This window comes from Ruegeria sp. C9 (assembly GCF_056537585.1).
Genome location: NZ_JBQFRU010000005.1, coordinates 307,914 through 326,958, shown reverse-complemented (window position 1 = coordinate 326,958; position 19,045 = coordinate 307,914). Strand labels below are relative to the sequence as shown.

The 19,045-nt window shown below is 52.9% G+C and carries 21 protein-coding genes; 15 read left to right on the top strand and 6 right to left on the bottom strand.

The features are described from left to right. Positions 1–14 precede the first annotated feature (14 nt). From ACR0NE_RS15120 to ACR0NE_RS15090, 7 genes are all read left to right on the top strand, one after another. Positions 15–1,028: a zinc-binding alcohol dehydrogenase family protein gene (locus ACR0NE_RS15120; RefSeq protein WP_170597181.1), complete on the top strand. Its 1,014-nt coding sequence runs from the start codon at positions 15–17 to the stop codon at positions 1,026–1,028. Then, positions 1,029–1,409 carry a VOC family protein gene (locus ACR0NE_RS15115; protein WP_170597182.1) on the top strand — a complete coding sequence of 127 codons (381 nt, stop codon included), beginning with the start codon at positions 1,029–1,031 and terminating at the stop codon, positions 1,407–1,409. It abuts the gene before it with no gap. A 144-nt stretch (positions 1,410–1,553) separates the two neighbouring features. After that, entirely contained in the window at positions 1,554–1,937 is a 384-nt protein-coding gene (locus ACR0NE_RS15110) for a nuclear transport factor 2 family protein (RefSeq protein WP_170597183.1), read from the top strand. A 136-nt stretch (positions 1,938–2,073) separates the two neighbouring features. Beyond that, positions 2,074–2,577: an aggregation factor core gene (locus ACR0NE_RS15105; protein ID WP_170597184.1), complete on the top strand. Its 504-nt coding sequence runs from the start codon at positions 2,074–2,076 to the stop codon at positions 2,575–2,577. A 25-nt stretch (positions 2,578–2,602) separates the two neighbouring features. Beyond that, positions 2,603–3,043 (top strand): TspO/MBR family protein, encoded by a 441-nt coding sequence (locus tag ACR0NE_RS15100; protein ID WP_480454220.1) that lies wholly within the window; start codon positions 2,603–2,605, stop codon positions 3,041–3,043. Between the two features lie 65 nt (positions 3,044–3,108). After that, the gene (locus ACR0NE_RS15095; RefSeq protein WP_480459819.1) at positions 3,109–3,609 is read left to right on the top strand and encodes a CIA30 family protein; all 501 of its coding nucleotides are present in this window, start codon (positions 3,109–3,111) and stop codon (positions 3,607–3,609) included. Positions 3,610–3,820: 211 nt separating this feature from the next. Then, positions 3,821–4,993 carry an adenylate/guanylate cyclase domain-containing protein gene (locus ACR0NE_RS15090; RefSeq protein ID WP_170597186.1) on the top strand — a complete coding sequence of 391 codons (1,173 nt, stop codon included), beginning with the start codon at positions 3,821–3,823 and terminating at the stop codon, positions 4,991–4,993. A gap of 351 nt (positions 4,994–5,344) precedes the next feature. Here the strand turns inward: ACR0NE_RS15090 and ACR0NE_RS15085 are convergent, their stop codons facing one another. Then, positions 5,345–6,877 (bottom strand): phospholipase D family protein, encoded by a 1,533-nt coding sequence (locus tag ACR0NE_RS15085; RefSeq protein WP_170597187.1) that lies wholly within the window; start codon positions 6,875–6,877, stop codon positions 5,345–5,347. Between the two features lie 243 nt (positions 6,878–7,120). Between ACR0NE_RS15085 and ACR0NE_RS15080 the strand changes: the two genes are divergently transcribed. Beyond that, on the top strand, positions 7,121–7,981 hold the full coding sequence (locus ACR0NE_RS15080) for a hypothetical protein (RefSeq protein WP_480780089.1): 861 nt from the start codon (positions 7,121–7,123) through the stop codon (positions 7,979–7,981). A gap of 37 nt (positions 7,982–8,018) precedes the next feature. Here ACR0NE_RS15080 and ACR0NE_RS15075 read toward each other — a convergent pair whose 3' ends face one another. The 5 genes from ACR0NE_RS15075 to ACR0NE_RS15055 form a co-directional block, all read right to left on the bottom strand. Beyond that, positions 8,019–8,468 (bottom strand): MarR family transcriptional regulator, encoded by a 450-nt coding sequence (locus ACR0NE_RS15075; protein ID WP_170395468.1) that lies wholly within the window; start codon positions 8,466–8,468, stop codon positions 8,019–8,021. Beyond that, positions 8,458–9,558, bottom strand: coding sequence for an Acg family FMN-binding oxidoreductase (locus tag ACR0NE_RS15070; protein ID WP_170597188.1), 1,101 nt, complete (start codon positions 9,556–9,558; stop codon positions 8,458–8,460). Before ACR0NE_RS15070 ends, ACR0NE_RS15075 begins: the two co-directional genes overlap by 11 nt. A 215-nt stretch (positions 9,559–9,773) precedes the next feature. Further along, positions 9,774–10,451: a GntR family transcriptional regulator gene (locus ACR0NE_RS15065; protein WP_170395106.1), complete on the bottom strand. Its 678-nt coding sequence runs from the start codon at positions 10,449–10,451 to the stop codon at positions 9,774–9,776. Beyond that, positions 10,448–11,479 carry a Gfo/Idh/MocA family protein gene (locus ACR0NE_RS15060; RefSeq protein ID WP_170597189.1) on the bottom strand — a complete coding sequence of 344 codons (1,032 nt, stop codon included), beginning with the start codon at positions 11,477–11,479 and terminating at the stop codon, positions 10,448–10,450. The genes ACR0NE_RS15065 and ACR0NE_RS15060 overlap by 4 nt, the downstream gene beginning before the upstream one ends. Further along, on the bottom strand, positions 11,476–12,564 hold the full coding sequence (locus ACR0NE_RS15055) for an isocitrate/isopropylmalate family dehydrogenase (protein ID WP_170597190.1): 1,089 nt from the start codon (positions 12,562–12,564) through the stop codon (positions 11,476–11,478). Before ACR0NE_RS15055 ends, ACR0NE_RS15060 begins: the two co-directional genes overlap by 4 nt. Positions 12,565–12,699: 135 nt before the next feature. Between ACR0NE_RS15055 and ACR0NE_RS15050 the strand changes: the two genes are divergently transcribed. Genes ACR0NE_RS15050 through otnC form a run of 7 tightly spaced genes read left to right on the top strand, consistent with a single transcriptional unit; the run spans position 12,700 to position 19,022 of the window. Beyond that, entirely contained in the window at positions 12,700–13,707 is a 1,008-nt protein-coding gene (locus tag ACR0NE_RS15050) for a tripartite tricarboxylate transporter substrate binding protein (protein ID WP_170597191.1), read from the top strand. A gap of 56 nt (positions 13,708–13,763) precedes the next feature. After that, positions 13,764–14,513, top strand: a complete 750-nt coding sequence (locus tag ACR0NE_RS15045) for a hypothetical protein (RefSeq protein ID WP_480459823.1) — start codon at positions 13,764–13,766, stop codon at positions 14,511–14,513. A gap of 4 nt (positions 14,514–14,517) precedes the next feature. Then, a complete protein-coding gene (locus ACR0NE_RS15040) occupies positions 14,518–16,029 on the top strand; it encodes a tripartite tricarboxylate transporter permease (RefSeq protein WP_170597192.1) in 1,512 nt (503 codons plus the stop codon). Next, positions 16,029–16,316, top strand: coding sequence for a putative quinol monooxygenase (locus ACR0NE_RS15035; protein ID WP_170408438.1), 288 nt, complete (start codon positions 16,029–16,031; stop codon positions 16,314–16,316). Before ACR0NE_RS15040 ends, ACR0NE_RS15035 begins: the two co-directional genes overlap by 1 nt. After that, on the top strand, positions 16,313–17,113 hold the full coding sequence (locus ACR0NE_RS15030) for an N-acyl homoserine lactonase family protein (RefSeq protein ID WP_170408437.1): 801 nt from the start codon (positions 16,313–16,315) through the stop codon (positions 17,111–17,113). Before ACR0NE_RS15035 ends, ACR0NE_RS15030 begins: the two co-directional genes overlap by 4 nt. Beyond that, positions 17,107–18,384, top strand: coding sequence for a 3-oxo-tetronate kinase (gene otnK / locus ACR0NE_RS15025; protein ID WP_170597193.1), 1,278 nt, complete (start codon positions 17,107–17,109; stop codon positions 18,382–18,384). Before ACR0NE_RS15030 ends, otnK begins: the two co-directional genes overlap by 7 nt. Further along, positions 18,381–19,022, top strand: a complete 642-nt coding sequence (gene otnC / locus ACR0NE_RS15020) for a 3-oxo-tetronate 4-phosphate decarboxylase (protein ID WP_170597194.1) — start codon at positions 18,381–18,383, stop codon at positions 19,020–19,022. Before otnK ends, otnC begins: the two co-directional genes overlap by 4 nt. Positions 19,023–19,045: the final 23 nt, after the last annotated feature.

The window sequence follows — 19,045 nt, the reverse complement described above, 5'->3', positions numbered from 1 at the left end:
CAAAGGAGCACGTTATGAAAGCCGTGGGATACCTTAAGACAGGGTCGATTGATCGGGCGGACGCCTTAATCGACTTCGAGGCCGATAAACCGACGCCGAAAGGGCACGACTTGTTGGTGAAGGTGCAGGCCGTGTCAGTGAACCCAGTCGATACGAAAATTCGTCAAAAACGTGCTCCTGTAGGTCCAGCACCAGATATTCTGGGGTGGGACGCAGTAGGGATCGTCGAAGCAGTTGGCGAAGCGGTTGAGACTTTCAGTCTGGGAGATACAGTTTGGTACGCCGGGGCAATAAACCGGTCGGGAACCAATGCCGAGTTTCATCTGGTGGATGAACGTATCGTCGGGTCAGCGCCAAAGTCCATACCTGCAAAAGCAGCTGCGGCGATGCCGCTAACGACGCTTACTGCTTTTGAGATGCTGTTCGACCGCTTGCGGGTCCAAGATGCCGTTTCCGGCGGAACCAATACGTTGCTGGTTATTGGTGGCGCAGGCGGTGTAGGGTCAATCACCATTCAATTAGCACGGGCCCTCACTGACATGACATTGATAGCGACGGCGTCCCGACCCGAGACACAAGACTGGGTTCGAGAGTTAGGTGCACACCAAGTCATCAACCACGCGGAACCTTTTGGCTCACAACTCAAGGCTCTCGGTATCGACAGCGTGGATTTCATCTATTCAACAAACCAGTCCCAGCTGTATGCTTCCCAAGCTGGAGAGGTGATGACACCTCAAGGTCGCTTTGGGTTGATCGATGATCCTGAAACCTTCGACATCGCGCCGTTCAAACCCAAATCGATCTCATTGCATTGGGAGTTCATGTACACTCGGTCGCTTTTTGGGACTGAAGATATGAACCGTCAAAGCGAAATCCTGAATCAGGTCGGCGGTTTGATAGACAATGGAAAGATCAGATCCACAGCAACCGATACACTTGGTAGGATCAATGCTGCAAACTTAAAGAAAGCGCATGCTATCCTTGAAAGCGGTAAGGCCAAAGGAAAACTCGTGCTTGAGGGTTTTTAGATGAGAATTGAGCGGCTGGATCATGTGAATATTGTGACGACTAGGTTGCCTGAGATGGTTACTTGGTATGAAAATGTCCTGGGTTTGAAACCCGGGGCCCGCCCCGTTTTTCCGTTTCCCGGAGCATGGTTGTATACGGGTGATGACGCCGTGGTTCATCTTGTGGGTCACGAAGGAACACCTAACGTTGGCTCCGAAGTGAAGCTCAAGCTCGAGCATTTTGCGCTCTCAGCCACGGGGTTGAGCGCATTCGAAGAAAAACTGATCTCGAGTCAGATCCAGTATCGCAAAACTGAAGTCCCTGGGACTCGGATGGTCCAAATCCACGTGGCCGATCCTGATGGGAATCATATTCATATTGACTTCGATGACACCGAGTAATTGGCCAACTCTCGAAATAGTCGGAGCACAAAATCAAGCTCGCAACTTCTTGTCGATTAGTAATTGAGATTCTTGCCGGGTTGCTCCCCGGAATTGCGTAGGCCAACATTTTTGGGTGGTACAAACGTCGATTTGGAGATCAGCATGCCGGACCTCGAAACAAACAAGAAAAACGTCATCGCTTTCTACGAAATGATGTTCAACGAGCGTCGACCTGCCGAGGCCATAGATATCTTTGTTGGGGAAACCTATACGCAGCACAACCCGCATGTTGGCGACGGCAAGCATGCTTTTATCGAATATTTCGAGCGCATGGCCGCCGAATACCCGGGAAAGCGTGTGGACATCAAACGTGCGTTTGCTGAAGGCGATCACGTTATTCTGCATTGCCATCAAATCTGGCCTGATGGTCTCGAGTACGCAGGGATCGATATTTTTCGCCTGGATGTCGATGGGAAGGTTGTCGAGCACTGGGACGTTCTTCAGGAGGTTCCGGCAAACAGCGAGAATGAAAACGGCATGTTTTGACTTAGTCGTTCTGAATGCGGTGCATTGAGCTGCGAAAAGTCCTGTCGGCTGAACCACGGTAGTCAAAAGGCATAAGTCTGATCCAAGAAACCCGCCAAAGCGTATCTTCCAAGAACCCTTTAGCAAGGAGATAAATATGCTCCCGACCAGCATTCTTGCGGCGACCCTTGGATTATTCGTAGCCACTTCGCTTCAAGCCGGAGTTCAAATTCGCTTCATAGAAGGCGCACCCAAAGACCGTTTTGTTCTGACAAATGTCGGATCGTGCGAATTAGAAACCTCGACCGTCAAAATTGACTTGTCGCAATCTGCCGGACGTTTGATTTTCGATGTTACCGAAAAAGGTGCGGGCGTGGAGGTCTTCCAACCTCTTGAGTTCGTTGAGGGTGCGGATGCTCTACGGCAAATTCCAGCGGTCGTGGATGGGCAAAATACAATTGAACTTGAGATCGCCTCCCTCGCGGCCGGGGACAGGTTAGCTTTTACCATCGATGTAGACGACACCATTGGGCAACGCGAAATCACTGTAACGGGGTCGGAGATCGAAGGTGCCACGGTGTCATATACCGATGCCGATGAGATCAGTACTGCGACCTTCTCTTCCGAAGCGCTTGTCAACGTGACGACCAAGGACTGCTGAAAGCTATCCCACAATGTCGAATTGGATGGTCCGCATAGCATTTCTTGCGCTCGTGTTGGGAGGCGGCATCCTGATTGGGATATTGACCGCGCCCGGGGATTGGTATGCGCAGCTTTCTAAACCTGCTTTCAATCCACCAAATTGGATTTTTGGGCCGGTTTGGACGGTGCTTTATGTCTTGATCGCCATGGCGGGTTGGCGTCAGTTTGAAACAGACCGAAGCTCGACTGCCATGAAGCTGTGGTGGGCACAGATGGGTCTAAACTTTTCGTGGTCCCCAATCTTTTTCATACTGCAACTACCGTGGTTTGCGTTTGTGGTAATTGCCGCGTTGCTGGCTGTCATCGTCATGTTCATTGCTCAGGTTAGGAACTCAGATCGGATCTCCGTACTGGGCTTCCTTGCGTACTTTGCGTGGGTTGCATTTGCCGCTGCGTTGAACCTTTCCATTGCGATACTGAACTGAGCAGGAACAATATGCGTGCCAACTTTGTTGGACTTGTTTCAAGTCTTGTAATCATCGGATGCACAATGGCACAGGCTGATGAAAATCTTGCAGAAGACTTCTCCAAGTCTCCGGAGACGAGTTGGGACTACGTTGCCGACACCGTCATGGGAGGAGTTTCTTCAGGACAGGTGCAGTTTCGTTCGGAACGTGATGTTGCGTTCGCCCGGTTGACCGGAACCGTCAGCACAAAAAACAACGGCGGCTTTATTCAGTTCCGACGCAAGTTGTCTGATCGACCAGATGAGGGTGTATCGGGCGTCAGGCTGTTGGTACGGGGGAATGGAGAGCAATACTTCGTCCACCTCAGGACACGTGGCACGGTGCTTCCATGGCAATACTATCAGGCCGCGTTCGCAACTTCTGACAACTGGACCGAAGTCTCTTTACCTCTCTCAGGCTTCAAGGCTTCAGGTGCCATGTTGCGCGCTATTCCCGTTGCTGACGAAATCACCTCAGTTGGAGTTGTAGCCTACGGTAGAGATCACGAGGCCCGCGTAGATGTCAACGAGATTGGTTTCTATTGAAGGTTTCCCAAGAGAGGACTGCAATCTTCAAATTGGTCTGTTTGGAACCGCGCGGAATCTAAATTTACCAAACCATCTTCCCGATGAAATACATTCCGTAGATGCCCAAGCATCAACTTGGACAGGTCTGATTAGCCTGCTCAACAACAGCAACCGACATTGCCAATCCAATTGTCTTTGCTCATCGTTTCCAAGCGACTAAATTGGGTCCATGGAAGAAGTCACTCGACTGACCGAATGGATGATTACAGAAGGTCGTCGCTCCGGTGATCCTGTAAAGGTGGTGTCACAGTTTTGTTCCTCCTTGATCGAAGCCGGAGTGCCGCTATGGCGGGCAAACATTGGCCAGCGCTTTGCCAACCCATTGCTTATTGCCTGGGGGGTAGTTTGGACGCCTGAAGGCACCGACAGCTACGACGTCACGCATGAGACGATGTTGACAGATGGTTATGTCGGGAGTTCATTCGAGTATATTCTTGCGAACAGAAAGCCACTTCACAAAAGTCTCCGGCGACTGGACTCGGAAACAGAGCATTCATCCTATCTTGAATTTGCAGAGCAGGGTGGCACTGACTACTACGCTACTTTGCTCTATTACGGCGATGGATCGCTGCATGGATGTACGTTCGTTACTCAGGCAAAGGATGGATTCTCGCCCGAACATCTTAGGCTGATTGAAGCGGCCTTACCGGCCCTTTCTTCCGCCTTGGAACCTGTCACGATGCGAAAATCGTCTAAAGGTCTGCTTCGAACTTATTTAGGAGATGGACCTTCCGAGGCCGTCTGGAGCGGCAATATAAAGCGCGGAGAGCGAACAACTTTGGATGCCGTGGTTATGTTCTCTGATCTGCGAGGCTTTACGGCACTTTCCGAGACCTCTCCGGAAGAAGATATTTTCGACACGCTTAGCGACTATTTTGATCTGGTGGTTAAAGCCGTAGAGGACAACGGTGGAGACGTCCTCAAGTTCATGGGCGATGGCATTCTGTCGATCTTTACTATTGAAGCGCAAAAAGACCATGCCGACCGCTGCAGAATGGCGGCTCTTGCTGCGCAGAGTGTGTTGAGTGGTTTGAACGCTCTCAACACCAGACGAGACGGGTTTCAAAAACCGCCTTTGGATGTTGGTATTGGAATCAACGTTGGGCAGGTCAGCTATGGTAATATCGGCAGCCCCGGCAGGCTTGATTTCACAGTTCTGGGCGGGGCGGTGAACGTTGCAAGCCGAATTGAAGGTTTAACAAAAGCAATTGGTCGGAGGGTGTTGGCTACGTCAGCCGTTGCAAGTGCTGCTCCGAGCATGTTCGTTAGCTGTGGGGATCACGAAATACGTGGCCTTGCGCAGCCCATTGAATTGTTCTTTCTCACTGAAGATGCACAATAATCAGCTATAGTTATTCAAAACAATCTACCTTCGGCATCTTACGAGATTAGACGATCGCTAGAAATGAAACACAAAGCGCAAAAATCCACTAAGGCGCGGCACGCTGAACGTAACTGTTTGCGTAACCGGAAAACGGGACTTGCCCGTTGTCGTTCAGCTTCCCTGGAATGATGAACATGGCCATTGACTTTGGTAGCAGGCATTTTCCCGCCAGCATTTGATGAAATGAATATCTAGTCTGTATTAAGAATTGGATATTGGGAAATATCTGCGACTGATGTCCTATTTCTTTTTTGCTGCCATCTTCGCAGGCGCCGGTGACGGCCAAGCGATCAAGTAGTTTGCAGAAACCTAAAGCTGGGACCCAATTGGTAAAATACTTAATAGCCCGGCAACTATGTGATCCCAGGCCGATCCTGTCGGCTCGAATTGGTACTCAAGAATGGTTCCATCATTGGCTCTTGTCGTCCATTTAAGCTGGCCAGCTTGCTCGAGCGTCACGTTATATGTGTATGCAGGTAGTGCGTCGTCCAAGGCTCCCATCGTCTGCGCAGTCAACGCTGGAGAGTCAATCAGAATTCCCATCTCGGTGTTGATGTTGACAGATCGCGGATCCCAGTTGAATGAACCCACGAACAAGTACTGGTCATCAATTGCAAATGCCTTGGAGTGCAGGCCTGACCTGGACTGAGCCCAGTTAATACCGCGGCGTTGGACTTGATAAGCGTCGGGTCGCAGCTCGTAGAGTTCTACTCCTCCGCGTAGTAGTGCTCGGCGTTTCTTGGCGTAGTGTGCGTAAACGGGTGCGACGTCGTTAGATGCAAGTGAGTTGGTTACAACCTTTACGTCGACCCCGCGGTTCTCGAGTTCGGTCAGCCATTTCACACCGTTGTTGCGCGGCACGAAGTAGGCGGACACGATGTTCACTTCACTGCTGGCATTCTCAAAGTACGGAAGCAATTGAGATGCAAGAACGGGACCTGAGTTCTCGAGGCCCGCGGCCTTTGAAGGCGGATCAGCATAAAGTTTCGCTGGCAGCCAATCCAGTAACAGGGCACCATCCGCGAAGTTCTCTTTTGCCGACTTTCTGAGCGCTGCGCCGTACTGCGTTTGCCTCGCTTCCTCGACGAGTTCATTCAACCTGCTGCGCGCATCGCTCAGGTCAAATTCATCGGGTTCTCCGACAACCACGCGAGCCGGAACAGCGAATTCGCTGTTCCAGTAAGCGTCAAAGCTACGTGACACTTCGCGTACAACTGGGCCTGCGGCCAGCACATCCAGATCGGCATAGTTCATTTCTTCCCGCGCCAAAAAATACTCGGCACCGATGTTTCTCCCACCCACAATCGTGAACACGTTGTCTGCTGTCATGGACTTGTTGTGCATTCTGCGATTGATGCGTTTGAAATCAGTCAGACCCGCGATCAAAAGGCTCTGATCTCGCCAGAACGGGTTGAATAGCCTTATTTCAATGTTTTTGTGATTGTCCAACGCAGCGGTCATCGCGTCGTAGCCGGACGTATCCATATCATCCAACAACAGCCTGACACGAACACCTCGATCCGCCGCTTGCAAGAGACTGGCAGCGAACAGGTGACCAGTTGGGTCGTCGTGCAGAAGATAGTATTGCGCGTCTATCGTTCGCTCGGCCGCAGTGGCCAACAACAGCCGTGATACGAGCGCTTCTTCTCCATCACTGATCAGCTTGATGCCTGACCGACCGTCTTTAGGATCCCCAAGGCGATTGGCCGCCTGACCCAGAGCCGTGCTGGAATTTGCCGGTAGCGCAGCTGATACCGTCTTTTCATACGTGCGGGTTTTCGGAGCGCAAGCGACAAGAAACAGCGCGCAATAAACACTAATCACGAACTTCCACAGCGCCATTGGCTTTCTCCAACCCTATGCCCTAGGTGACTACGCCCGAGCACGCGATTGCAAGTTTGTTCTATGAAGCCTGAGGTTGTTTCGTTCGCTAGTGTTGATTTCGTAACTCTCGCAAGCGCCATGTTGTTGGTTTGCGATTTCGACACACCCCTAGATCCCACGGACTATGGCAGAACCCAGATGCGTCGAACCACACCGCTCGTAACCAGTTTCCGTGTTATAAGTCTCTGATCAGGTAAAATGATGCTCTCTGATTTTGGAAGTTTAGGTGCTCTTAGCATTGACGTGTTACGATTCCGCCCCAAAGTTTTGACGCAGATTTTCGGAGCATGCAGAGTGTTTGTGAGGACCACCGCCTTATTGATTTTTGCTGTGTCGACCCCGGCCACGGCATTGCAGCTTCGCGAAACAGGGCGTTATGAACTTAATCAGCCCGCAAGTCTTGACTACGATCCGACCTTTTGTGGGTTGTGGATTGCGAACGAGGGGCCCGAGGCAATTCTCGTTACATTGCAAGGTGATGAATTGCGCCGTATATCCAGCGATCTCTTTCGGATCAAAGCAATTGCTGTTGAAGGGGATCACTTGTTGCTGGGCGATGGTCTCGGCAGTCTTCAACGTGTCACCAAGGACGGATCACGCCTGGGAGCACCCTTCGAATTGGAAGGTGGTTTCGCGGATACGGAAGGAATTGCGATCAACGCCAAGGGACAGATCGTGACCGTAGAGGATGACCCCGAACGGTTGTCGTGGTTCACCTCAGAGGGTGCTTTGACGGCGAGGTTGGATACCATGAAGTTCTCTCCTCCCTTGAGTGAGGCGCAGGGCATCGCGATTGATCCGCGTACCGGCCACATGTTGATTGTTGATGACTGGGAAGGGTCAAACAGCCTGTATGAGTTCACGGCAGATGGCCAACTGCTCGCCCAGCAAAGTTTGTTGGAATTCGGAACCGATCCAGAAGGCATCGCCATTAGGCCGGGATCCAACCAACTGTTCGTGGCATTCGACGGTGGCGCGAAGATTGTGACATTTGACTACACACCCACTTTGCCTGAAGGATCGCCGCCGCTCCCGCCGGGCGCGGATTGCATGATGTTCTGAAAATTTGGTTGCTTGCTTCGGCTGGCGCAGGTTTCGGCTAGTCGCGCTCGCTGTCCAAAGTTTCGCGTATGAGCGTCAGATTAGGCAATGATTCCTGGAACGGTTCAGGCCCGAGTTCGGACAAAACTGGAGCCAGGGATTCCGACATCCGCTCCATACAAGCTTTCAAAAACTCAGCGCCTTGCGGTGTAGGCCGAGCAATTTTCGAACGTTTGTCATTGGGGTTGGCTTCAAGAGTAACCAGGTCATGATTTTCAAGACTGGAGAGTATGTGCGTCATCGAAGTTTTAGGCACTTGAAACGCGTTCGAAAGTTGCTGTGGAGTTTCACCCTCGGGACGCCGTACCAGATGGCCCAAAATTCCGAATTGAGTCGCCGTCATTCTACCAGGCAAGAACGCTTCCAGCTTGGTCGAGATCAACTGATTGATGATCCCGACCTCGGTGAAGAACCGGTAAACTTCGTTGGTCTCATCTTCAGGCTTCATTCAGAATTCGTGTCTCCAGCGGCCAGCGTGGTGTGGGAATTGGTTCAGGTCCATACCCCAAACGCAGCAACATTTGCACCGTGTGGCCCGGTGACGCAAGAAGCTCATGCGCCAGAGCGTACTCATCGGCCATCTCAGGATACTCTTGAAGTGCCTGGCTGACCGGATGAACGCCTAGGCCCATTTCGGTTGTCTTCAGGTAGAAACGCATCAACTGACGTCCTGCATCGATTTGATCGCTTCGCGTATTTTTAGCTGTCGTGAGAACTGCGTACTGCGGTGTCGCGTCTAGCATAGCGAAATAGTCTTGCATGTGCGCCTGAGTGCCTGGGTGATCAACGTTCATCAGGGTCTCATTGTCCAATAGGCCGGTAAGTCGCAGCGTTTCCAGAAACGGATCGCGTAACTCAATCCCGTCCGGGTTGGCGTTGATTTCTGCTTTCCCGATCCGCATGAGGTCCACGGATTCTTTCAAGGTCTGCGGTGTTCGCATTTCGATTTCAAAAGCGCGTTTCGTGAGGTCTCGAATACGGACCACCAAATCTTCATCGGTAATCAAAGTTGCATAGTTGCCAAGCGTAGACACTTGATCGGCAGAGAGGCGCTGTTCTGTGTACGGTTCTTTGTTGGAATGCCGTTTGAGGATTTGATCTGAGAGTGGATCGGATGCCCCGCCAGATACAAACATCGCTTCTGCGATAGGTCCGTCATTCCCATCTGGCAGTAACTCGACCTCAGTATCAAACCCGTGTGCACCTGCTGCCAGAACCATCGTTTCAACAAATGCACCGAGGCCAATATAGAGCTGGCGGTGGTAAGGATCGGTTTGCGGAAGCTCGCGATCTGTATCACGGTGGATCCGCAACTTGTCTTGCCCAACCAACTCGATCAGCCAAGGTTGCAAATTGTGCGGATTGGGGGCGAGAATTGCGTAGGACAAAGCAGCCTTGCGTGGGTCATCATACGGTTTTGGCGTCCACGGAGCTAAAGCTTCATGGGGCGTACGTGTCGTGAGAAACCCAGCCGCGCCCGTTGCCGCCAATATTGTGCCTCCGCCTAGAATCTTGAGAAAACGTCTTCGGTTTGGCATCTTGACTCTCCAATAGTACGATATCGAACTAAATTAATACGAAATCGTACTATTTCAACCCCAATCGATGCAGTGATTGTTTGAGCGACTAGAAAAAAGAAAATCAGAGCAGCCGGAGGCAACTGCGGGTTGCCGTTATCGACAAGTATTCGGAGCGCCTTTAGTACCGGAAATAAGCAGTTACTTTAGTTGACTAACGACCGGATACGAGAAGATCAGAGGCTGTTGAGCCGATGCTTTTCGAGTATCTCGCAAAGCATAGCCTTGGCTTGCAGCCTGTGTTCTCGATGACGTTCACGGGCGACATCCGGACGACCTTCACTAATCGCTTGGAAAACAACCCGATGATCTTCATTGGATTTGACGGGCAGGGGTCTGATGAACAAGGTCGTTGCGCGCGCGCGGCGCACCTGGTCGCTCATCATGGCGACAATCGCTTCGACCCGTTTGTTGCCGCCCAACCGAACGAGCTCTTGATGAAATAACTCATCGGCCTCGGCCCAGGCTTCAAGATCTTCGGCTTCGATGGCTCGGTCCATCTTCGCAATTGATCCAGCAAGTACCGAAAGTTCATCTTCTGAATAACCCGCTTCGGCAGCGCGTTGTGCAGCGAGGCTCTCGAGCTCCGTCAGGATGTCGTAGATTTCACGCATATCGTCTGATGAAACCGGCAGTATCCGCACGCCTTTGCGGGGCCGCATTTCCAGCAACCCCTTGCTTTCCAACATCAGCGCAGCTTCCCGTATCGGGGTGCGGGACATACCAAGGGTTTCGGCGAGTTCCGACTCCAGGTGGTCAGTTCCGGCTGCAAGTTCGCCGGACAGGATCATCTGCCGCAAATCCCTAACGGCGCGTTGCGTATTGGAAAGAGTTTTTGCGTCTTGACCCTTCACGGCGTCTCCAGGTTGATCTTTCGTCCCTCCGCAGCCGAGAGATAGATGCTCTCTTCGATGCGGATCACGTCCAAATAGTCTCGAGCCGTGTTTTCCAGCGGCGTGCCCTTTACAAGGCCTGAAACGACGTGACTTTGCAAGGCGTGGACGCAATCGCCGCCAAATCCATTATGATCGCTTGGACGTAGAATTTGCTGCTGCGCCTGCTTTCCAAAAGCGCGGAGTTCAACTGAACCATCGCCGTTAAGAACCAATGATCCTGTTGTTCCTTCAATGAGGGCTTCACCCATAGTTTGACGCAGGTTTTTGGCGCTGTGGTCAAGACACCTGTTCCCATCGAACAGAGCTTTCAAACCGTTGGGATGATCAAACAGGATATAGCCGGCATCCTCACCCGCGATAATGGGGTTCACTTGGCGCAAGTCCGCATAAACTGCGCTGGGCGCATCGAACAAGAATCGGAATGTGTCTACCCAGTGAACTGCTGTTTCATGAACCAGGAAACGCGGCATGTCCTGAAAATACGGCTGCCGGTCAAGATAGGCGCGTGGTCCTTGTCCGTCGCCAGGCCGAAGCCGGAAAGTAGCTTGTAGAGGTGTACCAATTCGACCCTCGGTCATCGCCTCTTTGATCGCGCGATACCAAGGTTGAAAGCGAAAGTTCTCGTGTACAACAATAGTTGCTCCTACCGCTTCGGCCTCTGAAACAATTTTCTCAGCTTCATGCAGCGACATGCAGAAAGGTTTTTGGCAGATCAACCACTTTATTCCAGAGCGCAACGCCGTTCGGATGGCATCGGCCTGCGCCAAAGGTGGAAGGATGATGTCCACGAGATCTGGTTTTTCCGCCTCCAGCATTTTTGACAGATCATCGTAAGCGGCCAATCCTGTTTCTTTCGCCTTTTTGATGTCACGGTTGCAGGATGCAATCGGAACCGCTCCGGGCATTCGAGACCAGCTTTCGTAGTGGAACTTGCTGAAATACCCCGCACCTACGCACGCGACCGTGATGGCTTGTTGAGTATTCATGCCAGCAATGCTTCCAATACCGATGAGGCTGCTTCCTGCGTTCCTGCTGTGCCACCTAGGTCACGCGTCAGGTTTTGACCGCTCTCAGTCACCTTTTCCACGGCTTCCCGTAAACGTTCGCCATCTTTGGACAGTTCTGGATGATTATGGGTCAACCCTAACCATTCAAGCATCATTGCTGCAGACAGGATCATCGCGAAAGGATTGGCAATGTCTTGTCCCGCAATGTCCGGAGCAGAGCCGTGACAGGGTTGGAACACGGCGTGGTTCAACCCGATATCTGCTGAAGGAGCCAATCCAAGACCGCCCATAAGGCCGGCGCCAAGGTCAGAAAGGATGTCGCCGAACATGTTTTCAGTCACCAAAACATCGAATTCCCAAGGCTTCTGCACCATCCAAAGCGCAGTGGCATCAACATAAGCATGGTCTGCCCGCAATTTGGGATGGCGAGCGGCTTCAGCGTCAAACATCGATCTGAAGAATGCAAAGGCGCGGAACACATTGGCCTTGTCGACACAGGTAACCCGCCCCTTGCCACGCCCTGAAGCCTTTCGGTTTTTGGCAAGTTCAAACGCGAACCGGAATAGCTTTTCAGATATCTCGCGCGTGATCAAAAGGGTTTCACGTGCCTCGTCTTCGGTGACTTCCCCCGCGCCTTGAGTGAAGAACAACCCTTCAGTGCTTTCACGAATCAAGACAAAGTCGATCTCTTTTCCGGGAGGCAGCGCCAAGGGGGTCATTTGTCCGCTGCTAACCTTTACCGGACGCACGCCGGCAAAAAGGCCGAGCTGCTTCCGCAGGTCGATCTGTGGTGAAATCTCGGTTCCGTCAGGGTAGCGAACATCCGGCAAACCCATTGCAGATAGCAGAATCGCATCAGCCTTGTGTGCAGTTTCAAGTGAACCAGTCGGAAACGATTCTCCAGTTTTGGCGTAGTGGGCTGCGCCCGCCGGAGCGTCTGTAAACACCAGTTCGTAGGAAGGACTGCCGCGCGAGAGCTGACGCAGAATTTCAAGCGTAGGGGCCATAATTTCCGGGCCGATTCCGTCCCCGTGGAACACTGCCACATCATAACTTTTCTTCATCTTAGCCCGCTTCCTTCCCGTTTCGCATTCATAGCGCGATAGCAGCTTTCACTACAGTCCGTTGACAACGCATTCTTTAATGTATACGCAAATAAATGCAATAATAAACGCAAAGATGTTTGGGAGGACTTGGAAATGAAACTGAAGCTAGGGCAGTTGGCGGCCGCAGCCGTGATTGCAACCGGAATTTCAGGGGCTGCTGCCGCGCAGGATTACCCTTACCGTGATATCACCACAGCTGTGGTCTGGGGGGCCGGTGGCGGCACGGACACGATCAACCGAATGATCATGGCCGAAATGGAAAAACACCTTCCAGTCTCGATCAATGTGATCAACCAAACCGGTGGGGTCGCAGGCTCCAACGGCATGGTCTACGTCATGAACCAACCAGACGATGGCTACACATTGGTTGGTCTGTCTGAATCAAACGTCACCGCTGCTGTGCAGGGTGGTTGGGATAAGAAATTTGACTTTTGGTATCCGTTTATTGTTGGCGGATCACCCGATCTGATCTCGGTTCCAGCGGACAGCCCTTACAATACTCTGGAAGAACTGGTCGACGCTGCCAAAGCCGCTCCTGGCACTATTCCCGCTGCCGCGTCCGGCGCGGGTTCGATCCACCACTTGAATCTTCTCGCCATCGAGAAAGGGTCCGGTGCAGAGTTCAAGTTTGTTCCATACAAAGGCTCAGCGCCCGGGCAGGAAGCGGCGATAGCAGGTGAGGTTGCGTTGGTTGTGACTTCGCTGGCTGAACAAGCTCCTTTGATCGAAGGCGGACAGTTGAAGCCACTTGCGATGTTGACACCGGAAGATGCGCAGATTGCCGGAGCTACAGTGCCATCTGCCTTTAGCATCTATGACGGTCTCGACAAGTATCTGCCGCTAAAACAAGCCATCGGATTTGCCGTTCATAGCTCGGCTGGAGATGATGTGAAGGCGGCCCTCGGCGAAGCGTTCGAGCAGGCGATTGCATCCGATACCGTCGCTGAATGGGCTGAGGCAAACAATTATGATGTCGGTGGTCAACACGGCGAAGAAGCTCAAGAATTGTTTTCGAACCTTGAGGCTACTTTTGCCTATACCTTGCAAGATTTGGGCGCTGCCACGGTCGATCCAGCCTCGCTGGGTATTGAGAAGCCCTAATCCGATCAATTTTGGAAGGGCGCGTTTGATCGCGCCCTTTCCTCTAGGAGGCAGGCATGGACAAAATCGACGAAACACTGGTCATGCGGACCCGCGATTTCTGGGCTGCTATTGTTCTAATAACAGTGTCCGTCTTTTTCCTTTGGAAGACGTTGGACATCCCACTTTGGGGTGAAAACCGCGCAGGTGTAAGTGGGTCGGACTGGTACAACTCGGCTGCAATTGTACCGTTGTTCATCTTCGGTGGATTGCTTGTGTTGTCCTTCGTCTTGTTGGCTACTTCGATCCGCTCAGGTGGAGCCCAGAACGCGCTCACGGCTTTGGGGATCGGATGGGATAAGTCGGAAGCCTATCGAGCATCAACAATAGGCCTGATCCTTCTTGCATACGTCGTCGGACTGGTTCCCAGAGTGGACTTCATATTGTGCTCGGGGTTACTGATTACAGCTTTGACTTACGGCTACTACGGCGGTCACGCGCGGCGTGCTTTGGTAGCTTGTATCGCAGTTGTCTCTGCCGGGCTTTTTGCGTTCGCCGTATTTCCCGCGCAGGCGGAATGGAATGCACACAGTGATGATTGGTTTACACTGGCCCTATGGGTCTCGCTATCACTTGTGGTGTTGACCAAAGCGGCTTCCGAACGCGTTTTGCGGTTTGTGCCAGTCGTCGCAATACTGGCCCCGCTGATCCTCGTTTGCGCGATGGCCTTTATTTTCCGACAGAACGTGCCCGCGCGCGGGGGGCTGATCTTCAAGCAAATCGAATACCACTACTACGTGACGCTTCGTCCGTTATGGAAAGACTGACCGGATGGACTTTATCCTTTCGCAACTGGCTGGGTTTGGGACCGCATTCGTTGGTCTGGCAGTGGACCCGCTGACCTATCTGTATTTGATTGCATCCGTGTTCCTGGGCATCACGTTCGGCGCATTGCCCGGCCTTACGGCAACCCTGGCCGTGACGATCCTGACGGGCTTCTTCGGCAACAAAATCCCGCTCGACTATTCGCTCATCGCTTTGCTCGGGGCCTATGTCGGCGCGATTTACGGCGGCTCTTACCCGTCTATTTTGCTGAACATTCCGGGCACGGCAGCCAGCGCGGCGACGGCCATGGATGGCTACCCCTTGGCCAAGGCGGGTCGAGGTGGCGAAGCATTAGGACTGACCACGACGGCCAGCTTCATAGGCACTGTTATCGGGACCATCACGCTTTTGATATTTGTCTGGGCGCTGCTTTTGGTTTCAAAGAACATCGCAAGCCCGGAGAAAGCATTGCTGGCCCTTTTCGGCATTCTGCTTTCTGGCACTTTGATGAGCGAAGACCTGGTGATCAAGGGATGGATCGCCGGTCTGATCGGGCTTGCGATGTCCATGGTGGGGCTTGACCCTCTGTTGTCTGAACCGCGCTATACCTTCGGCTGGTCTTACTTGATGAGCGGGTTTCAGGTCGTACCAGTTTTGATGGGGGCCTTTGCGATCCCCCAAATCATTGATGGTTTGAGGCACGTTGAGGCCGGGAAAGTTCTGGCCCTGAAAGGCCGCATTCTTCCGAACCTTCGCTCCATCCGACGCTACCTGCCCACCATTGGCCGGTCAGGAGTGATTGGAACTGGGGTAGGAGCGCTTCCTGGCGTCGGCGAAGATGTCGCCGGTTGGGTTAGCTACGGTGTCGGTAAGACCGTATCTACCGAGGGCGACAAGTTTGGAAAAGGATCATTGGAAGGTCTGCTGTGCTCTGAGACTGCAAACAACGCCTGTATTGGTGGTGCGCTAATCCCGCTTTTAGTGTTGGGCATTCCCGGTTCGCCACCCGCCGCGGCTTTGATGGGGGCCTTCAAGATCAACAACGTGATCCCAGGTCCGACGATAGACCCCGAGATTATTCTGCGTGTGGTTGCAATCTTGGTGCTGGCCTCCCTGACAATGTTCTTGATGGGGCTTTTCACCGCTCGGGTCTTTATCAAGATACTCGCGATCCCTCAGACCATCTTCTTGCCGGTTGTAATGGTTCTGACAACAATCGGGTCTTTCAGTGTCGGTGGTGGCATCAATGATCTCTACCTGATGCTTGGTGTCGGCGCCGTCGCCTATTTTATGAACCTGATGAAGTACCCAATCGCTCCATTGGTCATTGGGGTTATACTGGGAAGCCTGTTTGACGAAACTTTCCGCCGATCGCTGTTCTTGTCGGACGGGGATCTTTCTGTCTTCTTTTCGCGACCCGGTGCGGCCATTCTACTTGTGCTCAACGTTGGTCTGATCCTCAGCCAACTGCCCATGGCAAAGCGCGCTTTCTTACGTTTGAAAGGACTTTCCGTCTGATGTTTGTGGTTACCGTCACCTTCACTCTCAAGCCCGGTACGAGAGAAACCTTTTTGCCGCTAATGGTCGAAAACGCTTCAACCTCTTTGCGTGAAGAACCCGGATGCCAGCAGTTTGACGTTTGCCTCGGCGACGATCCCGAGACAGTTTTTCTCTATGAGGTTTATGATGACAGCGTGGCGTTCTCCGCCCACCTAGAAAGCGCGCATTTCCAGTCCTTCGATACGGCTGTGGCTGATATGATCGCCACCAAGACTGTTCAACAGTATTCCGAGGTCATCCGATGAACGATTGGGAAATTCACGCCGTGAAATACGCGGATCGCAATGCCCGCACTCGACGCGACAGCTTCATATTGGATGACAATCACGATGCACCTCACGCGATGGACTATTTCGTTTGGGTGCTCAAGCGTGGCAACAAAGTTATACTGGTCGATACCGGATACGACAGCGACGAGGCAGCCGCCCGTGGACGTCCCATTGTGATGGACCCACGCGAGGCTTTGCGCCCATTGGACATCATGCCCGAAGCGGTGACCGAGGTTATCGTGACCCATCTCCATTATGACCACGCTGGGGGGCTGCATATGTTCCCAAATGCGAAGTTGCACATGCAATCGGCGGAAATGGCCTTCGCTACAGGTCCCTGCATGTGCCACGACCACTTACGCGCGCCTTTCTCGGCGGGCCATATCTGCGAGGTCGTAAAGCGCCTCTATTCAGGCAAGGTCGTGTTCTACGACGGAGAGGCCGAGATAGCAGATGGGGTGACCGTACACTGTATCGGCGGGCATTCGCGGGGGTTGCAATGTGTTCGTGTAAGAACAGCAGCCGGGTGGATGGTTCTGGCCTCGGATGCCTCGCATTACTACGAGAATTTCATGGCGCGAAAAGCTTTTCCCATCGTCGTCGACCTGCAGGACATGATGGATGGTTTCGAGACACTCGAGAAGTTAGTCTCGCATCCTCGACTTATCGTGCCCGGCCATGATCCACTTGTGCGCGAGATTTTTCCCATCGGAGCAGCACCGCACATCCATAGGCTGGATCCTGGGCCGACGAAGGACATTAGAATATGCTAATCGGCGTCATAGCGGACGATTTCACTGGTGCGAGCGACATTGCGAACACCTTGGCAAAGGGCGTCGAGCCGGAAGGTGGATTAAGAACCGCGCAGTTTCCAGGTATTCCGGATACCCCGGCCGACAAAGAGATCGAAGCGGGTGTCGTCTCACTCAAGAGCCGCACTGCACCTGTCGAAGAAGCTGTTGCGGACAGCCTGCGAGCCCTGCGATGGCTTAAAGATCAAGGATGCCGCCAGTTCATCTTCAAGTATTGCTCGACTTTTGATTCCACTAGGCAGGGAAATATCGGCCCGGTTGCGGAAGCGTTGGCCAACGAACTGGGCGCGCAAAAGGTGGTTTTCTGTCCAGCCTTTCCGACAACGGGGCGCACCATCTATCACGGCCATCTATTTGTGTTCGGCAAGCTGTTGAACGAGTCCGGGATGGAAAATCACCCTCTTACTCCGATGACGGATGCCGACATCAAGCGTTGGTTGCAATATCAGACCCAAGAAGCGGTTGGGTTGGTTTCAATTGACGCCGTGACGCAAGGACCAGAGGCGATTGCTACTGCTTTGCGGAACGTCGACGAACGCTTTGTGATCGGTGATGCGATTTCGGACGAGGATTTGCTGGCCTGGGGCGAGGCTCTGAAGGATGCCCAGCTCATTACTGGGGGATCTGGGATAGCGCTGGGGCTACCCAAGAACTTCGTCAGAAAAGCTTCGTCCAAAAGAGGTGGCAGTGTATTCACAGGTATCGCTGGGCCCGCCGCTATCCTTGCAGGGTCTTGCTCAGGTGCGACCCGTGGTCAGATCGATGTTCATGCGAAATCCCATCCGACCTTCGCCATTGACGTTCCGGGTGTTATGTCCGGGGATGTGACTATGCAAACGCTTCTGGATTTCTTTGAAACGCATTTAGGTCAGGCACCGCTAGCGTATTCATCGGGAAGCCCGGAGGATGTGCGGGCGATCCAAGACCAATTCGGTCGGGAAGCGGTTGCAGAAAAACTGGATAGTCTCTTTGCAGTTACCGCCCGAGAACTTGTCCAAAAGGGCTACAAGCGATTGGTGGTGGCAGGGGGGGAGACGTCGGGAGCTGTCGCAAAGGCTGTTTCTGAGGCACTGGGATCACCGGCCATGTCACTAGGGCCAGAGATCGACCCGGGCGTACCAGTCTTGAGCGTTGGAAAAACTGAACCCATTGCGCTGGCTCTAAAGTCTGGAAACTTCGGCGCTCCGGACTTTTTCGCTAGGGCGCTCAAAATGATGGAGGCAGGCAAATGAGTTCTGAAGAACAGGTACTGCGACAACAGATGTCCGAGCTGTGCGCCTCGCTGTTTGCGCGTGGATTCTCCGTCGGCACTGCTGGAAACGTCTCTGCACGTCTGCACGACGGCATCCTCATGACACCAACCAATTCCACCTTGGGCGATATCGACCCCAAGCGCATCGCTAAGATTGATTTGGATGGCAACCACGTCTCCGGTGACAAGCCGACCAAGGAGGTCTTTCTGCACCAAGCCTTCTATGAGACGCGGCCAGAAGCTGGCGCCGTGGTCCATCTGCATTCGACCTGGGCCACTGCACTGTCGTGTCTGGAAGACACCGATCCAGACGACTGTATTCCACCGCTTACGCCATATGTGGTTATGCGTGTCGGCACGGTCAAAATGGTTCCATACGTCAAGCCGGGCGACCCGACGTCCGGTGATTTGATCCGTGAACTGGACGGCAATTATAGTGCTGTTCTGCTGGCCAATCACGGACCCGTCGTATCGGGAAAGGACCTCTTCTCAGCGATCTGTGCGGCAGAAGAGTTAGAAGAAACAGCCAAGCTGCTCGTGACACTGCGCGGCCTGCCAACCCGCCTACTGGATGCAGAACAAGTCGCAGAACTCAAAGAGACTTTCGGAAGGATTTGATCTGGCACCAAAATGGTGCGTGT

Excerpts from the sequence above, each read along its gene's own strand:
- ACR0NE_RS15050 (WP_170597191.1), top strand. The coding sequence starts at position 12,700 with ATGAAACTGAAGCTAGGGCAGTTGGCGGCCGCAGCCGTGATTGCAACC.
- ACR0NE_RS15105 (WP_170597184.1), top strand. The coding sequence starts at position 2,074 with ATGCTCCCGACCAGCATTCTTGCGGCGACCCTTGGATTATTCGTAGCC.
- ACR0NE_RS15035 (WP_170408438.1), top strand. The coding sequence starts at position 16,029 with ATGTTTGTGGTTACCGTCACCTTCACTCTCAAGCCCGGTACGAGAGAA.
- ACR0NE_RS15115 (WP_170597182.1), top strand. The coding sequence starts at position 1,029 with ATGAGAATTGAGCGGCTGGATCATGTGAATATTGTGACGACTAGGTTG.
- ACR0NE_RS15030 (WP_170408437.1), top strand. The coding sequence starts at position 16,313 with ATGAACGATTGGGAAATTCACGCCGTGAAATACGCGGATCGCAATGCC.
- otnK (WP_170597193.1), top strand. The coding sequence starts at position 17,107 with ATGCTAATCGGCGTCATAGCGGACGATTTCACTGGTGCGAGCGACATT.
- ACR0NE_RS15110 (WP_170597183.1), top strand. The coding sequence starts at position 1,554 with ATGCCGGACCTCGAAACAAACAAGAAAAACGTCATCGCTTTCTACGAA.
- ACR0NE_RS15045 (WP_480459823.1), top strand. The coding sequence starts at position 13,764 with ATGGACAAAATCGACGAAACACTGGTCATGCGGACCCGCGATTTCTGG.
- ACR0NE_RS15090 (WP_170597186.1), top strand. The coding sequence starts at position 3,821 with ATGGAAGAAGTCACTCGACTGACCGAATGGATGATTACAGAAGGTCGT.
- ACR0NE_RS15095 (WP_480459819.1), top strand. The coding sequence starts at position 3,109 with ATGGCACAGGCTGATGAAAATCTTGCAGAAGACTTCTCCAAGTCTCCG.
- ACR0NE_RS15085 (WP_170597187.1), bottom strand. The coding sequence starts at position 6,877 with ATGGCGCTGTGGAAGTTCGTGATTAGTGTTTATTGCGCGCTGTTTCTT.
- ACR0NE_RS15040 (WP_170597192.1), top strand. The coding sequence starts at position 14,518 with ATGGACTTTATCCTTTCGCAACTGGCTGGGTTTGGGACCGCATTCGTT.
- ACR0NE_RS15055 (WP_170597190.1), bottom strand. The coding sequence starts at position 12,564 with ATGAAGAAAAGTTATGATGTGGCAGTGTTCCACGGGGACGGAATCGGC.
- ACR0NE_RS15060 (WP_170597189.1), bottom strand. The coding sequence starts at position 11,479 with ATGAATACTCAACAAGCCATCACGGTCGCGTGCGTAGGTGCGGGGTAT.
- ACR0NE_RS15120 (WP_170597181.1), top strand. The coding sequence starts at position 15 with ATGAAAGCCGTGGGATACCTTAAGACAGGGTCGATTGATCGGGCGGAC.
- otnC (WP_170597194.1), top strand. The coding sequence starts at position 18,381 with ATGAGTTCTGAAGAACAGGTACTGCGACAACAGATGTCCGAGCTGTGC.
- ACR0NE_RS15070 (WP_170597188.1), bottom strand. The coding sequence starts at position 9,558 with ATGCCAAACCGAAGACGTTTTCTCAAGATTCTAGGCGGAGGCACAATA.
- ACR0NE_RS15100 (WP_480454220.1), top strand. The coding sequence starts at position 2,603 with ATGGTCCGCATAGCATTTCTTGCGCTCGTGTTGGGAGGCGGCATCCTG.
- ACR0NE_RS15080 (WP_480780089.1), top strand. The coding sequence starts at position 7,121 with ATGCTCTCTGATTTTGGAAGTTTAGGTGCTCTTAGCATTGACGTGTTA.
- ACR0NE_RS15075 (WP_170395468.1), bottom strand. The coding sequence starts at position 8,468 with ATGAAGCCTGAAGATGAGACCAACGAAGTTTACCGGTTCTTCACCGAG.